Annotated in this window: 11 protein-coding genes; 7 read left to right on the plus strand and 4 right to left on the minus strand. The window is 68.2% G+C overall.

What is annotated here, in order from left to right; genetic code table 11:
- The first annotated feature begins 206 nt into the window (after positions 1-206).
- Positions 207-788: a DNA-binding protein gene (locus VGP60_RS17345; protein ID WP_327549043.1), complete on the plus strand. Its 582-nt coding sequence runs from the start codon at positions 207-209 to the stop codon at positions 786-788.
- Positions 789-854: 66 nt separating this feature from the next.
- Entirely contained in the window at positions 855-1,511 is a 657-nt protein-coding gene (locus tag VGP60_RS17350) for an RES family NAD+ phosphorylase (protein WP_327549044.1), read from the plus strand.
- Here VGP60_RS17350 and VGP60_RS17355 read toward each other — a convergent pair.
- The 3 genes from VGP60_RS17355 to VGP60_RS17365 form a co-directional block, all read right to left on the minus strand.
- Complete coding sequence (locus tag VGP60_RS17355) at positions 1,504-2,031, minus strand: GNAT family N-acetyltransferase (protein WP_327549045.1); 528 nt, start codon at positions 2,029-2,031, stop codon at positions 1,504-1,506. The genes VGP60_RS17350 and VGP60_RS17355 overlap by 8 nt on opposite strands.
- A gap of 100 nt (positions 2,032-2,131) precedes the next feature.
- Positions 2,132-4,087 (minus strand): S9 family peptidase, encoded by a 1,956-nt coding sequence (locus VGP60_RS17360; protein ID WP_327549046.1) that lies wholly within the window; start codon positions 4,085-4,087, stop codon positions 2,132-2,134.
- A 34-nt stretch (positions 4,088-4,121) separates the two neighbouring features.
- Positions 4,122-5,105 carry a TerC family protein gene (locus tag VGP60_RS17365; protein ID WP_327549047.1) on the minus strand — a complete coding sequence of 328 codons (984 nt, stop codon included), beginning with the start codon at positions 5,103-5,105 and terminating at the stop codon, positions 4,122-4,124.
- Between the two features lie 308 nt (positions 5,106-5,413).
- Between VGP60_RS17365 and VGP60_RS17370 the strand changes: the two genes are divergently transcribed.
- The 5 genes from VGP60_RS17370 to VGP60_RS17390 all read left to right on the plus strand — a co-directional run bounded on the left by VGP60_RS17370 (position 5,414) and on the right by VGP60_RS17390 (position 12,901).
- A complete protein-coding gene (locus VGP60_RS17370; RefSeq protein WP_327549048.1) occupies positions 5,414-8,281 on the plus strand; it encodes an alpha/beta fold hydrolase in 2,868 nt (955 codons plus the stop codon).
- Positions 8,278-9,231, plus strand: a complete 954-nt coding sequence (locus VGP60_RS17375) for an ABC transporter permease subunit (RefSeq protein WP_327549049.1) — start codon at positions 8,278-8,280, stop codon at positions 9,229-9,231. The genes VGP60_RS17370 and VGP60_RS17375 overlap by 4 nt, the downstream gene beginning before the upstream one ends.
- A 143-nt stretch (positions 9,232-9,374) precedes the next feature.
- A complete protein-coding gene (locus VGP60_RS17380; protein ID WP_327549050.1) occupies positions 9,375-10,580 on the plus strand; it encodes an alpha/beta hydrolase in 1,206 nt (401 codons plus the stop codon).
- Between the two features lie 40 nt (positions 10,581-10,620).
- A complete protein-coding gene (locus tag VGP60_RS17385) occupies positions 10,621-11,388 on the plus strand; it encodes an enoyl-CoA hydratase/isomerase family protein (protein ID WP_327549051.1) in 768 nt (255 codons plus the stop codon).
- Positions 11,389-11,491: 103 nt separating this feature from the next.
- Entirely contained in the window at positions 11,492-12,901 is a 1,410-nt protein-coding gene (locus tag VGP60_RS17390) for a S28 family serine protease (RefSeq protein ID WP_327549052.1), read from the plus strand.
- Positions 12,902-13,046: 145 nt separating this feature from the next.
- On the opposite strand, the gene uvrB is transcribed toward VGP60_RS17390, so the two are convergent.
- Positions 13,047-15,203: an excinuclease ABC subunit UvrB gene (gene uvrB / locus VGP60_RS17395; RefSeq protein WP_327549053.1), complete on the minus strand. Its 2,157-nt coding sequence runs from the start codon at positions 15,201-15,203 to the stop codon at positions 13,047-13,049.
- Positions 15,204-15,215 lie beyond the last annotated feature (12 nt).

A 15,215-nucleotide genomic window follows, 5' to 3' on the forward strand; every position in this document is an offset into this window, starting at 1 on the left:
CTTCGCCATCTGTCGACAGATGGCGGTATCGGTGCGCGAATTCCCGACTATCGTCGCCTGGACAACCCCACTCGATCCGGGCACACTTACGCAGGATCCCTACTGCGCGTGTTTGATTATGTGCGCTGAGTGTCGATCTTTGGTGAATTGGCCCACAGATTGATGACAGACCGCACGAACCCGCACATCCAGGCTAAGCTAGGCGGATGTCAGTCGCACTGGAGAACGTTCTCGCCAAGGCGGGCCTCAAAGTGGACGCGACCGAGTTCCTCATCCTGGTCGAGGACGCGGCACGAAAACTGTCGCCACCGAGCCCCGACCCTTCGCACTACTTCTCCCCCGACCAGCGGGCCGCGCTGACCGACGCCGGGCTCGACCTCTCCCCGTACGCCGAGGGCGAAGCGGACTTCCGCGCCAAAACGGTCGCCGCCCACGCCGTGCTCGCCGAATCCGCGCTGACGGTGTCCCAGGCCGCCCGCGCGTTGAACGTCGACGACAGCCGGATCCGGCACAGGCTGAAGGAAGGCAGGCTCACCGGCTGGAAGGACGGCGGCTGGCGGCTGCCGTCCTGGCAGTTCAACGGCTCCGGCGTGCTCCCCGGCCTCGAAGTGGTGCTGCGGGCGCTGCCCGAAGACCAGCCCGCGCTCGTGGTGGCCGCCTTCATGAGCACCCCCCAGGCCGACCTGGTGATCAACGACCGGCCCGCGACGCCGCGACAATGGCTCCTCTCCGGTGGCGACCCCGAACTCGCCGCGAGGCAGATCGCGATGCTGGGGTCGCCTTTCTAGGCCGACGACGCCCGGAAAGCCCCAGCCCAGGCAAGATCACCTACAAGGACGGACGAACCGCTTCAAATGGCCCGGCTTCCCCTGCCGCCCGCGCGCGCTGTCCTGATCAACGAGCTGCACCGCACCGCGGACGTGATAGCGGTACATCCCGCGACCAGGCTCGTCAGGATCTTCACCGCGCACGGCAACCATCCCCAGCAGTGGAATTCGTTCCGCTACACCGGCCCGCTCCCGCACGGCCGGTTCGACCAGCAGCAACCGGCGCGCGGCGGGCAGGCCGTGACGGACGCCGGGAACGGGGTGCTCTACTTCGGACTGTCCGTGCGCACCAGTGTCGCCGAGGTGTTCCAGACGACGTCCACAGTGGATCGCAAGACCCGCGGCCCGCGGCTGGTGATCGTCCGTCCCACCCGGACACTGCGGCTGCTCGACCTCGGCGGGCTGTGGCCGACGCGGGTCGGCGCATCACAGGAGATTTCCAGTGGCCCCAAGAAGATCACGCAAGCCTGGGCCCGCGCGATCCGCGGCGCCTTCGGTGATCTCGACGGGCTCTGGTACCGGTCCTCGATGGACTCGGGCGACCCGGCACTGTGCCTTTGGGACCCGCCCGCGGGCGAAGCGCTGCCGATCGCGCCGGACGTCCTGCTGCCACTGGACCATCCCGGGCTCGACGTCCCGCTCGGCCGCGTGTGCCAGGAACTGAACTACACCATGCTCAATTGAGGGCCCGCGAGTACCGGATCTCGGTGAACCGCGCGCCGCCGAGCACACCGTCCTTGGTGACTTCGTCGCAGGCCCAGCCGCGGGCTTCGTAGAACCGCCGCGAAGGCGCGTTCTTCTCGAAGACCCAGAGGATGACGTGTTTGAAACCCTGCTCGGCGAGATGGTCCAGGCCCGCCTCGTGCACCGCGTGGCCCGCGCCCGTCCCGCGGGACGCGGTGTCGGCGTACAGCGCGGCGAACTCACCCGTCGGCAGGACGGGATGCTCGTCCCCGGCGTCCCGGACCGGCGTCACTCCCCCGTACGCACCGACCGTCCCCGCGTCGGAGACGGCGACGAACACCGCGCTCGGCTCGCGGGCGGTGAGCCGCTCTTCCAGCCGTTCCAGCCGGTCGTCGGACCTGATCGCGTCGAGGTACTCGTCGGTGAGGATGCCGCGATAGGCCGTGCGCCAGCCCTCGACGTTGACCCTGGCCACTTCCGGGGCATCGCTCAGCGTCCCCTTGCGTACCGTCCAGACCACGAGCCCATCTTCATACGCGCGTGATCAGCCGCACAAGTCCCGAATATGTCGACAACTTCCGTTAGCGGACCTAACGGAAGTTGTCGACATATTCCGGGGTTCAGAGGTGGCGGGACCACCAGTCGAGGATGGCGTCGAAGCGCTGCACCCGGTGCCTGGGGCGGCCGGACCGGCTCAGTTCGTGGCCTTCACCGGGGAACAGCAGGAGTTCGGCGTCGGTGCCGCCCCGCTTGAGCGCGACGAACATCCGCTGCGCCTGCTCCAGCGGGCACCGCCAGTCGTGCTCGGAATGCACCACCGCGAACGGGATGTCGATCTTCTCGGCGTAGGACAACGGGCTGACGCGGCGCTGCTCGGCGAGGTCCGTGCCGATATAGCCATCGACGAACATGTACCCGATGTCCGAACTGCCGAGCATCGAGTCCCACGCGTTGACGGCCCGCTCGCTCCACGCCGCGCGGAAACGTTCGCCGTGGTGCGACGCGAGCCAGCTGGTCATGAAACCGCCGTAGGACCCGCCCATGACACCCACGCGCTCGGTGTCGAGATCCGGCCGCGTCAGCGCGGCGTCGAGCAGGGCGAGCACGTCGTCGACGTCGACCGTGCCGAACCCGCGGACGATCGCGCGGCCGTGGCTCTCGCCGTACCCGGCCGAACCGCGCGGATTGCCGAGGATGACCGCGTATCCGGCGGACGCGTACACCTGGGCCTCGTCGAACAGGCCCCAGTCCTGGGCCGCGAACGGTCCACCGTGGACGACGAGCAGGACGGGATGCGGTCCTTCGCCCTCCGGCAGCACCAGCCAGCCGTGCACCGGGTGACCGTCAGCGGACTTCGTGTTCAGTTCTTCGACCGGCCGGATTCCCTTGTCGCGCAAGGCTTCCGAGTAGTCGGTCAGGATCCGTTCGGTTCCGTCGGCGAGCAGCACGACCTCACCGGCGCTCTGCGGTGTCGCGATCACCGCGGCCACAGTGGACCCTTCGGCGGCGAAGGCGTGGACGGCGGCCCGCTCACCGGCGAGGCGACGCAGCGAGTCGAGCGGCGCGAGGTCGGCGTCGCGGGGAACCGCGCGCAGCTCGACAGCGCCGCGATTCCGGACGGCCACGAGGATCTCGTCGCCGAAAGGCACCGGCGCCCCGGCGCCCGAATCGCAGTCGACCGACTCGATCTCGGTCAGCCTGCGTGTCTCAATGGGACCGTCACCTTCGGACAGTACGGCCGACCACAGTCCGGCGTTACGGGCTTCCTGGCTGCCGTCGGGGAACTCCGCCCCGATGTACCAGAGCACACCGTCCTCGGAGACGGCCCACCTGTAGACGGAACCGGCGCTGCGGACGAGGAGCCGCGGTTCACCACCCGCGGCGGGAATCGCGTAGAGGTCGCTCTGCTCGGTCTCCTTGCGGCCCCAGTCCCGGCCGGCGCCCACGATCACGGTCTTGCCGTCGGGTGTCCACACCGGATTGTCGACGTCGGTGCCCCCGGTCAGAGGAGTGAGCTCCGGCAGCTCGTCGGCGTCCAGCGCGGCGACGGCGTCGAGCACGAACAGGAGCTGCGGGCGGTCGCCGAGGAAGCCGATGTCGTCGATGCGGTAGTCGAGCCGGGTGATCCGGCGGGGTGCTTCTTCCTCGCCCTTGACCGGCTCGCCGTCCGGCTCGGCGGTGCCGTAGCGGCCCGCCTCCGGGATCCGCGCGGTGAACGCGACGCGCCGGGAATCGGGCGCCCACGAGGGCGCGCCGACACCGAGCGGGGACTCCGTCAGGCGCTTCGACTCGCCACCGCCGACGGGCATGACGTGCAACTGCGGCTTGGCCACCGGGCCTTCACCCTCGCCGGAACGCAGAAACGCGACCCAGCGGCCGTCCGGGGAAATCGACGGCGCCGAGTCGCGTTCACCCTGCGTCCAAGGCCCTTCCGTACCATCGAGACCGACCTTGCGGATATGCCCGCGGTAGGTGTTGGTCTTGAGATCGGGACGGGAAAGGCCGGCCAGCAACACTCCACCCCGAAGGGTGAGCGTTCGGGGCACCGTCAGGGTTTCGATGTCAGAAGGACGCACGAGACCGACCGTACCCGATAGTTAGCCGTTCTAACTACCTGTTTGCCTCAACCGACTCTTCAGTCAGCGCGAGTGCCTCGTTCTTCTTGGCTTTCCGGAGACTGAGCAGCGTCGTCACCGTCAGGACGACGACGATCACGCCGAGGGACATCCAGTTGTTGATATCGAGCCAGTCCGGCACCACGTGGTACTCGTGCAATGCGTGCAGGAACAGCTTCGCGCCGATGAAGGCGAGAATGACCGCGAGCCCGTAGGACAGGTAAACCAGCTTGGTGACCAGGCCACCGAGCAGGAAGTAGAGCTGCCGCAGTCCCATCAGCGCGAAGGCGTTGGCGGTGAACACGAGGAACGCTTCCTGGGTGATACCGAAGATCGCCGGGATCGAGTCCACCGCGAACAGCAGGTCCGCACTGCCGATGGCCACGATCACCACGAACATCGGGGTGATCCAGCGCTTGCCGTCCTTCTTGATGAACGACTTCGAGCCGTGGTAATCGTCCGTGACCGGGAAGACCTTCCGCACCATCCGCGTGACAGCGTTTTCCTGGTATTCCTCGTCCTCGTCCTTGCTGCGGACCATGCTGACCGCGGTCCACACGAGAATCGCGCCGAAGAGGAAGAACACCCACACGAACTGCGCGATGAGCGCGGCGCCGACGGCGATGAACGCACTGCGCATGGCGAGGGCGAGCAGTATTCCGATGAGCAGCACCCGGTGCTGGTGAATGACAGGTACCTTGAACGACGCCATGATCACCATGAAGATGAACAGGTTGTCGACGCTGAGCGAGTACTCGGTAATGTAACCGGTGAAGAACTGGACGCCGTAGTCGTTCCCGGCGAAGAGGAAGACGCCGATCCCGAACAGGATCGCGCAGGAGACATAGAAGACGACCCACTTGGCGGCTTCGCCGGTGGTCACCTCATGGGGCTTGCGGTCGACGATGACCAGATCGATCGCGATCAGGACCAGAAGTCCGATGATCGTCGCGATCCATAGCCACAGGGGAACAGACATGTACTGAAACCTCCGGTTAGTGCACAGCATCAGCAACTAGCCGGAGGTCTCTTCCGCCGGCTACGAAATGCCGACCGACGATGCCGGGCGCCTAGGGCAGCCGTGCTGACGACATCGCCGCGAAGGAATACTCCCCTCCACAACCTGTCTAGTTTGACCGTTCCTGACGGAGAAAGCCAGCTGAGGTTGCCTCCGTCACTGAGTTGGTGCGGTAACGTGCGTCACACTCTATGAGCGGCGGCCATTCGTGTCATATCCGCGTGAGGCCGCGGAGAGACTCTCAGGAAACATCACCTACGGTCACACCTGTGCCCCGAATTCCGCTACCCCGAACCCGCGGCAGCCGCCTGCTGGCCCTGACACTGGCCATCCTCGTGCTGGTCGCCGCCGGATTCGTCTGGTTCAGCAGTGGACCAGCACCGTCCGCGGTGAAAACCCAGGACGCCATGGTCCCCGTACCCGCCGCACCAGGCTCACCCGATCAGGTGCAAATAGACACGACGCTCTACACCCCCGAGCAGACGCCGGCCCCCGCGGTCCTGCTCGCGCACGGCTTCGGGGGTGACAAGAACAGCGTCGCCACCGAAGCGCGTGAGCTGGCCGATCGCGGCTTCCTCGTGCTCACCTGGTCGGCCCGCGGGTTCGGCAAGAGCACCGGCAAGATCTCGCTCAACGACCCGCGCTTCGAGGTCGCGGACGCGAGCAAGCTGATCGACGGGCTCGTCGCCGGGCACCAGGTCAGCACGGACGCGAACGGCGACCCGAAGATCGGGGTCACCGGCGCTTCCTACGGCGGCGCGCTGTCGCTGCTGCTCGCCGGCACCGACAAGCGAGTCGACGCGATCGCCCCGGTGATCACCTACAACGACCTGGCACAGGGCCTCGTGCCCAACACCGCCACCACGGCCGCGGCCCCGGCGGGCACGCCCGCCGCAGGCGCGTTCACCGCCGACGGCGTGTTCAAGAAGTCGTGGGCGGGCATCTTCTTCTCCGCGGGAACGGGGGCGGCGAGTTCCGGCAGCCCCAGCAACGACGCCCCGGAGCCCGGCCAGGAGACCACCGACAACGGTCAGACGTCGTCGGCCGGGGGAGGAGGTGGCGCCCAGCCCGGCGATCCGCGTCCGGCCCCGACGGCCGATCCCTGCGGGCGGTTCACGCAGGAGGCATGCCAGGCGTACACCGAATTGGCGACCACCGGGAAGGCGAGCGCGCAGACGCTCGACCTCCTGCACCGCGTCTCCCCCGTTTCGGTGACCGACAAGATCACCGTGCCGACGCTGCTCGTGCAGGGTGAGAGCGACACGCTCTTCGGCCTCGACCAGTCCGACGCGACCGCGCGCCAGATCACCGCGGCCGGCGGCAAGGTCAAGACCATCTGGTACACCGGCGGCCACGACGGCGGGAAGCCGGGACCCCAGCTGCGCGGCAAGATCGCCGACTTCCTGTCGTTCCAGCTCACCGGCAAGGGCACCGATCCCGGCACCGAGTTCAGCTACGACATCCAGGGCACGTTGCGCGCCAACGGAACCCCGTCGGTCCGCTCGGTGAACGCGCCGACCTACCCCGGGCTCGCCGGGGACACCACCGAACGCCGTCAGCTGGCGTTGGCCGGACCGTCCCAGTCGATCGTGAACCCGGCCGGCGGCAATCCCCCCGCGGTCAGCGGGCTTCCCGGCCTGAACGCGCTGGCGAGCAGCTCGTCGCGGCTGGCCGGGCTGTTCAGCGTCGATCCGCCGGGCCAGGCGGCGCAGTTCACCACCGCGCCGCTGAACTCCCAGCTGATCATCACCGGTTCGTCGACCGTCCGCCTGCGGGTGGCCGCCGATCCGGCCGTGACCGCGCCTTCGCCGGAAGCCGTGCTCTTCGCGAAGCTCTACGACGTCGGCCCCGACGGCAGCCGCGTCCTGCCCGCGAACTCGATCGCGCCGCTGCGGGTCTCCGGGCTGCCGGCGAACGGTTCGCCGGTCGAGGTCACGGTGACGCTGCCGGGCATCGTGCGGCCCATCGAAGCGGGCCACTCACTGCGGCTGGTGGTCGGCACGACCGACCAGGCGTACGCGTCTTCCGCGGCCCCGGCCGTCTACCAGGTCTCCCTGGCCGACGGTGCGACACTCGGCGTCCCGGTCGTCCCGGGCACGGCCGTCAGCGCGGGCTGGCCGTCCGGGCAGCTGTTCGGCATCGCGGGCACACTGCTCGCGGCGCTGGTACTGACCGTCTTCGCGGCCTTCCGCCGCCGTCGTGCCCACGATGTCGACGAGGACCTGGCGAAGTACCCGCTGGTGATCGAAGGACTCTCGAAGTCCTACCCCGGCGGCTTCGTCGCGGTGAAGGACCTGTCGTTCCGGGTCGAGCCCGGCCAGGTACTCGGCCTGCTGGGCCCCAACGGCGCCGGCAAGACGACGACGCTGCGTATGCTGATGGGCCTGATCACGCCGTCCGCCGGGCACATCCGGGTGTTCGGCCACAAGATCGCCCCCGGCGCGCCGGTGCTGTCCCGGATCGGGTCCTTTGTGGAGGGTGCGGGCTTCCTGCCGCATCTCTCCGGTGAGGCGAACCTCAAGCTCTACTGGGCCGCCACCGGGCGTCCCCCGGAGCGGGCGCACTTCTCCGAGGCGCTGGAGATCGCCGGGCTCGGCGACGCCGTGCACCGCAGGGTGAAGACGTACAGCCAAGGTATGCGGCAACGGCTCGCGATCGCGCAGGCCATGCTCGGCCTGCCGGAGCTGATGGTGCTCGACGAACCGACCAACGGGCTCGACCCGCCCCAGATCCACCAGATGCGTGAGGTCCTGCAGCGCTACGCCGCGACGGGACGGACCGTGGTGGTGTCGAGCCACCTGCTGGCCGAGGTCGAACAGACCTGTACCCACGTGGTGGTCATGCACCGGGGGTCGCTGGTCGCGTCCGGCGAGGTCGCCGACATCGCGGCGGCCGGTGGCGAAGCGACGTTCCGCGTCGACCAGCCGGAGGCGGCGGCCGAAGCGCTGCGCGCCTTCACCGGAGTGCTCAGTGTCGACGTCGAGGGTGACCTCGTCCACGCGGATCTCGACGGGATGCCGCGCTCGGAAGCCGTGGCCATGCTGGTCAAGTCGGGGGTGGCCGTCGAACAGGCCGGGCCGCGGCGACGGCTCGAAGACGCCTTCCTGCAGCTTGTCGGAGAGGACTCGATCAAATGAGCAAGACCGACAAGGCGAACGCCGTGGTCGACCACGGGGTGCACACCGACCCGAGCGCACTGCAGGAGCTGACCGACGCCGCGACGCTCGAGCAGACCGAAGTCGGCCCGGACGGCGCTGTCGCGGGCTACCGCGCTTCGCGGACGCTGCGGCTCGGGGTGGAGCTCCAACGGCAGATCCGCCGCCGTCGAACGCAGCTGCTGCTCGGGTTCGTGGTACTTCTGCCGTTCATCCTGGTGATCGCGTTCCAGATCGGGAACGCGAACTCGAACCAGCGCTCCGGCGGGTTCGTCGACCTCGCCACCGTGAGCGCGCCGAACTTCGTGGTGCTGGCCCTGTTCGTCTCCGGGACGTTCCTGCTGCCGATGATCGTCGCGCTGTTCTTCGGTGACACCATCGCGAGCGAATCGTCGTGGTCGAGCCTGAAGTACCTGCTGGCGATCCCGGTGCCACGGCACAGGTTGCTCCGGCAGAAGGCTGTCGTCTCCGGGCTGCTGTCGACGTTGGCGCTCGTACTGCTGCCGCTGGTCTCGCTGGTGGCGGGCGTGCTCTGGTACGGCGCCGGCGACGCGATCAGCCCGACCGGCGACGCGATCGGCTTCGGCGACAGCATCATCGCGATGCTGCTGGCCACGGTTTACATCGTGCTCCAGCTGGCCTGGGTGGCGGGGCTCGCGCTGCTGCTCAGCGTGTCGACGGAGGCGCCACTCGGTGCTGTGGGCGGTGCGGTGCTGGCCGCGATCCTTTCGCAGATCCTGGACCAGATCACCGCGCTCGGCACCCTGCGGAACTACCTGCCGACGCACTATTCGTTCGCCTGGATCGATCTGATCTCGACGGATATCGACTGGACGAACATGGCCAGCGGGCTGCTTTCTTCGGTCATCTACGGAACCGTGTTCATGCTGCTCGCGGCACGGCGGTTCTCCACGAAGGACGTCACCAGCTGACCCCTTGCGGTTACACCATGGCCACCTTGAATCAAAGCTGGACGCGCAGCGTCTCCGTTGAGGGTGGCGGAGGGAGACGGGTGGGCGCGTTGAACGCGACTAAGGTGGCCATGGTGGCTTTGCGGACAAGGTGAGGGGCCCGGATGGGCGGGACGGCGGCCGACGAGTTCGGTGGTGCGGCGCGGCTCCTGAGCGACACCGCGGGCGGCATCACCGGCACCGTGCAGCGGATGCACCGCGCGATCGCCCGCCGTGCGTTCGGTGTGGCCGGTGACGTCGCGTTGCCCGCGAAAGCCTTACACGACAGCGTTTCCGGGCTGGTCTACGGCAGCGTGCGGACGGGAATCGCGATGGGCGGCGCTGTTGTCGAAGCGGCGTCCCGGGTCGCGGGGACTTTGCGCCCGGAGGGCACTCTCGTGGAATCCCCGGTCGGGCAGGCGACAACGGGTGTGCTCAACGGCGCTTTCGGCGCGCGGGCCGAAATACGGGGAGACCTCCTGCCCAGCCGGATGACGCTGCGGGTCGACCATCGGCGGGTCCCGATCGACACGGCCGCGCTGGCCGAGGCGTACCCGGACGCGTCGGGGAAGCTCGTGGTGTTCCTGCACGGGTTGATCGAGACCGAGCGCTGGTGGTTCCGCGCGGAGCGACCGGACTTCGGCACGCGACTGACGGCGGATCTGGGCACCAGCCAGGTTTATTTCCGCTACAACACCGGCAAGCACATCTCCGAGAACGGCCGAGAACTCACCGCTGTGCTCACCGAACTCGTTGGCGCGTGGCCGGTTCCGGTGACCGGCATCGTCCTCATCGGACACTCGATGGGCGGGCTGGTCACCCGCAGCGCGGTCCACCAAGCCGCCGAACTGCCGTGGCTGCCGCTCGTCACTCGGCTGGTCTGCCTCGGCGTGCCGCACACCGGTGCCCCGCTGGAGCGCGGTGCGAACCTGGCGGCCTGGGCGTTGCGCCGGTTCGAGGAGTCGGCGCCGCTCGGTGACCTGCTGGCGTTGCGCAGCCCGGGCGTCAAGGACCTGCGGTACGGCTTCCTGCACGAGGAGCAGTGGACGGGCGGCGACCCCGACGCCGTCCGGCGCACCGATACTCCGGTCGACACCTTCCTCCCGGAGGGCGTCCGCCAGTACTTCCTCGCCGCGACCCTCGCCCGCAGCGAGAACAGCTTGCTGGCACGGGGTTTGGGCGATCTGCTGGTGATGCCGAAGAGCGCCGTCGACACCGCGCAGGTGGCGGAGCGCCGGTGGGTCGGCGGGATGAACCACTTCGACCTGATGCACCGCGACGAGGTCTACCGAACGCTTTTGGAGTGGCTTCGCGACGCCGATTCCCCGTAATGTCGGCCCCGGAGTTGCCGTCAACCCGCGGGGAGGGCTCGTGCCGACGTCGTCGATCCACGTCGAAGCCGAGGGGGACGTCGCCGTCCTCCGGATGGACCACGGCAAGGCCAACACCATCGACACCGAGCTGTGCGTGGAACTCGTCGAGCGGCTGAACCACGTCGAGCACAACGGGTACCGCGCGGCGGTCCTGACCGGGACCGGGGGCGTCTTCTCCGCCGGGGTCGACCTGCGCCGCGTCCACGACGGCGGTGCCGCCTACATCGCGGAGTTCCTGCCGGCGCTTTCCGACGCTTTTCTCGCCGTGTTCGGCTTTCCGAAGCCGATCATCGCGGCCGTCAACGGGCACGCGATCGCGGGCGGGGCGGTGCTGGCCGCCGCCTGCGACCGGCGGGTGCTGAATGCGTCACACGGCCGCGTCGGCGTGACGGAGCTGCTCGTCGGCGTACCGTTTCCGTTGTCGGCACTGGAAATCCTGCGCTGTGCCTACGGCGAACGCCGGCTCACCGAGCTGACCTACTTCGGCCGTACGTATGAAGGTGAAGAAGCGCTGGCGCTCGGACTGGCCGACGAACTGGCCGAGCCCGTCGCCGTCCTCACGGGCGCGGTCGCGCTCGCCGCGCAGCTCGGCGTCGTGCCCCCGCGGACGTTCGCACACACCAAAGCCCAGCTGCACCAGCCCTTCCACCAGCGGATCGCGGAGAGCCGTGCCGGGGACGACGCCTACGTCCAGGAGCTGTGGAGCACGCCGGAAGCGTCGCAGTCCATCAAGGCGTACGTGGAAAGCGTGCTCGGCAAACGCTGAGGCGTCGATTTCCGACCAGCCGGGACGCCGGATGGCCCATTGCCCACCACGCCGCGTTCTGTGAAGATCCCTCAGCTGGGGAAATTCGATCGCGGAGGGGTCCATGCGCAGGCTTCTGGTGAAATGTTCGACGGTACTGGTGGCCATGGTGACGGCGGTGACCCTCGCCCCGGCCGCCAACGCGGCTTCCGAAGACATCAAGACCGCGCTGGAGCACATTCCCGGGCTCACGATCGTCTCCGAGAACGCCGCGCCCGCCGGGTACCGCTTCTTCAAGCTGACGTTCACGCAGCCCGCGGACCATCGCGACCCGCGCGCGGGCACGTTCGAGCAGCGGTTCACCTTGCTGCACCGCGATGTCAGCGCCCCGACGGTCGCGTTCACGAGTGGCTACAACGTGTCGGAGTCGCCGAACCGCTCGGAGCCGACGCAGATCGTCAACGGCAACCAGTTGTCGATGGAGTACCGCTACTTCACGCCTTCGCGGCCGCAGCCGGAGAACTGGGGCAAGCAGCTCACCATCTGGCAGGCCGCGGCCGACGAGCACCGCGCGGTGCAGGCGTTCAAGTCGATCTACCAGGCGAAGTGGCTGGCCACCGGCGGCAGCAAGGGCGGGATGACGGCGACGTACTTCCGCCGCTTCTTCCCGAACGACGTCGACGCCACGATCCCTTACGTGGCACCGAATGACGTGATCAACCCGGTCGACGTGTACAACCGCTTCCTGGCGAACGTCGGCAACGACCCGGCCTGCCGCGCCGCGCTCAAGGCCATCCAGCGTGACGCGCTGAAGCGGCGCGACGAGCTCGGCGCGATCGCCGCGAAGGACGCGGCCGCCCAGGGACTGACGTTCTCCATCGTCGGCTCGGCGGACAAGTCGCTCGAGATCTCCGTCATCGACTCGTACTTCGCGTTCTGGCAGTACCAGACGCAGGCCGGCTGCGCGGACGTTCCCGCTGCCGGGGCGAGCGCGCAAGACGTCTACGCGTTCTTCGAGCGGGTCGAAAGCCTCAACACCTACTCCGACCAGGGCCTCGAGATGTTCGTCCCGTACTACTACCAGGCGGCCGCGCAGCTCGGCTCGCCCGAATCGTACGAGAGCTACTTGAAGGACCTGCTGCGCTACCCGGGCGCGAACGTGGCCTCGACCTTCGTGCCCGACTCGGTCAAGATCCCGCGCTTCGACTACGTCGCGATGCCGGACATCGACTTCTGGGTGAAGTCGCAGGCCAAGCGGATGCTGTTCGTCTACGGCGAGAACGACCCGTGGGCGGCGGAACCGTTCGAACTCGGCTTCGGCTCGCGCGACTCGTACCGCTACTACGTGCCCGGCGGTAACCACGGCGCCCGGATCGCGCAGCTCCCCGCCGCGCAGGCCGCCGAGGCGACGGCCACCGTCCGCCGCTGGGCCGGTCTCCCCGAGACTCCCGCCCCCGCGGCCCGTTCCCTGTCCCCCGCCGGTTTCCCCGGCTTCGACGCCGACCCGCTCCTCACCACCCGCCCCCGCCTCTAGCGGCCTCCCCACCCGGGGAACACACCTACCGGACCGTGCGGTCGTGTTGCCCGTCTGGGTAGGGGCGCGTGCACGGGGTGCGTTCGGGTGCGCGTGGAATGCACTTGGGCGCGCGCAGACTGCACTTGAGTCAGGAGCGGCGGCCTTACTTCTGGCCCGCGGCGTCCATTCCTCGTAGTTCCTTTTTGAGTTCGGCGACCTCGTCGCGGAGGCGGGCGGCGAGTTCGAACTGCAGGTCGCGGGCGGCCTGCATCATCTGGTCGGTCATCTGCTGGATGAGGTCCGCGAGCTCGGCCCGCGGCATGGTCGTGACGTCCTTGTCCACCAGCACGCCCGAGCTGCGAGGCCTGTCCCCCTGCTCGGACCGCTTGCCGCGCGAGACGTTCCGCCCGGAACCGCCGACGGCGAGCTCCTGAGTGTCCTCGGCCTCTTCGTAGACGCGGTCGAGGATGTCCGCGATCTTCTTGCGCAGCGGCTGTGGGTCGACCCCGCGCTCCAGGTTGTACGCGACCTGCTTGGCACGGCGGCGATCCGTCTCGTCGATCGCGCGCTTCATCGAGTCGGTCATCCTGTCCGCGTACATGTGGACCTGACCGGACACGTTTCGGGCGGCACGGCCGATCGTCTGGATCAGCGACGTCCCGCTCCGCAGGAAGCCCTCCTTGTCGGCGTCCAGGATCGACACCAGCGATACCTCGGGCAGGTCGAGTCCCTCACGCAGCAGGTTGATCCCGACCAGGACGTCGTAATCCCCCGCGCGAAGCTGCCGTAGCAGCTCGACTCGGCGCAGGGTGTCCACCTCGGAGTGCAGGTACCGCACGCGGATGCCGAGCTCGAGCAGGTAGTCCGTGAGGTCCTCGGACATCTTCTTCGTCAGTGTGGTGACCAGGACGCGCTCGTCCTTCTCCGCGCGGATCCTGATCTCGTGGACCAGGTCGTCGATCTGGCCCTCGGTCGGCTTGACGATGACCTGCGGGTCGATCAGGCCGGTCGGCCGGATGACCTGCTCGACGAACTCGCCGCCGGTCTGGCCCATCTCGTACGGCCCCGGCGTCGCCGAGAGGTACACCGTCTGGCCGATCCTGTCGGAGAACTCCTCCCAGGTCAGCGGCCTGTTGTCCATCGCGCTCGGCAACCGGAACCCGTGCTCGACGAGGTTCCGCTTACGCGACATGTCACCCTCGTACATGCCGCCGATCTGCGGCACTGTCACATGTGACTCGTCGATGACGAGCAGGAAGTCGTCCGGGAAGTAGTCGATCAGCGTCGCGGGCGAGGTGCCGCCGGGACGGCCGTCGATATGCCGCGAGTAGTTCTCGATCCCCGAGCAGAACCCGACCTGGCGCATCATCTCGATGTCGTAGCTGGTCCGCATCCGCAGCCGCTGGGCCTCCAGCAGCTTGCCGGCCTTCTCGAGCCCGGCGAGCCGCTCTTCCAGCTCGGCCTCGATGCCCTTGATGGCCTTTTCCATCCGCTCCGGCCCGGCGACGTAGTGCGTGGCCGGGAAGATCCGCAGCTCGTCGACCTCGTTGACGATGTCGCCGGTGAGCGGGTGCAGGTAGTACAGCTTCTCGATCTCGTCACCGAAGAACTCGACGCGGATCGCCAGCTCCTCGTACGCCGGGATGATGTCGACGGTGTCACCCCGCGCGCGGAACGTGCCGCGTGCGAACGCCATGTCGTTGCGGGTGTACTGGATGTCCACCAGCGCGCGCAGGAACACGTCCCGCGACAGCTCCATGCCCACCTTCAGGCTGCTCGACCTGTCCAGGTAGGACTGCGGCGTACCGAGACCGTAGATGCAGGAGACACTGGCGACCACGATGACGTCGCGCCGGGACAGCAGGTTCATCGTCGCGGAGTGCCGAAGCCGCTCGACGTCGTCGTTGATCGACGAGTCCTTCTCGATGTAGGTGTCCGTCTGCGCGATGTACGCCTCGGGCTGGTAGTAGTCGTAGTAACTGACGAAGTACTCGACGGCGTTGTTCGGGAAGAGGTCCCGCAGTTCGTTGGCCAGCTGGGCGGCGAGCGTCTTGTTCGGCGCCATCACCAGGGTGGGGCGCTGGACCCGCTCGATGAGCCAGGCCGTGGTCGCCGACTTGCCGGTACCGGTGGCACCGAGGAGGACGACCTCCTTCTCGCCGGCGTTGACCCGCTTCTCCAGCTCGTCGATCGCGGCCGGCTGGTCACCGGCGGGCTTGTAGTCGCTGACCACCTCGAACCGGCCGCCCGACCGAGGGATCTCGGAGACAGGTCGGAATTCGGACTGGGCGAGTACGGGATGTTCGGTTGCGAAAGCCACGGGATCCAGGGT

The sequence above is a fragment of the Amycolatopsis sp. genome, assembly GCF_036008905.1.
GTDB lineage: Bacteria > Actinomycetota > Actinomycetes > Mycobacteriales > Pseudonocardiaceae > Amycolatopsis.

What these genes read in the sequence shown, in the direction of transcription:
- VGP60_RS17390 (WP_327549052.1), top strand. Translation starts at nt 11,492, where the DNA reads ATGCGCAGGCTTCTGGTGAAATGTTCGACGGTACTGGTGGCCATGGTG.
- VGP60_RS17350 (WP_327549044.1), top strand. Translation starts at nt 855, where the DNA reads ATGGCCCGGCTTCCCCTGCCGCCCGCGCGCGCTGTCCTGATCAACGAG.
- VGP60_RS17380 (WP_327549050.1), top strand. Translation starts at nt 9,375, where the DNA reads ATGGGCGGGACGGCGGCCGACGAGTTCGGTGGTGCGGCGCGGCTCCTG.
- VGP60_RS17345 (WP_327549043.1), top strand. Translation starts at nt 207, where the DNA reads ATGTCAGTCGCACTGGAGAACGTTCTCGCCAAGGCGGGCCTCAAAGTG.
- VGP60_RS17375 (WP_327549049.1), top strand. Translation starts at nt 8,278, where the DNA reads ATGAGCAAGACCGACAAGGCGAACGCCGTGGTCGACCACGGGGTGCAC.
- VGP60_RS17365 (WP_327549047.1), bottom strand. Translation starts at nt 5,105, where the DNA reads ATGTCTGTTCCCCTGTGGCTATGGATCGCGACGATCATCGGACTTCTG.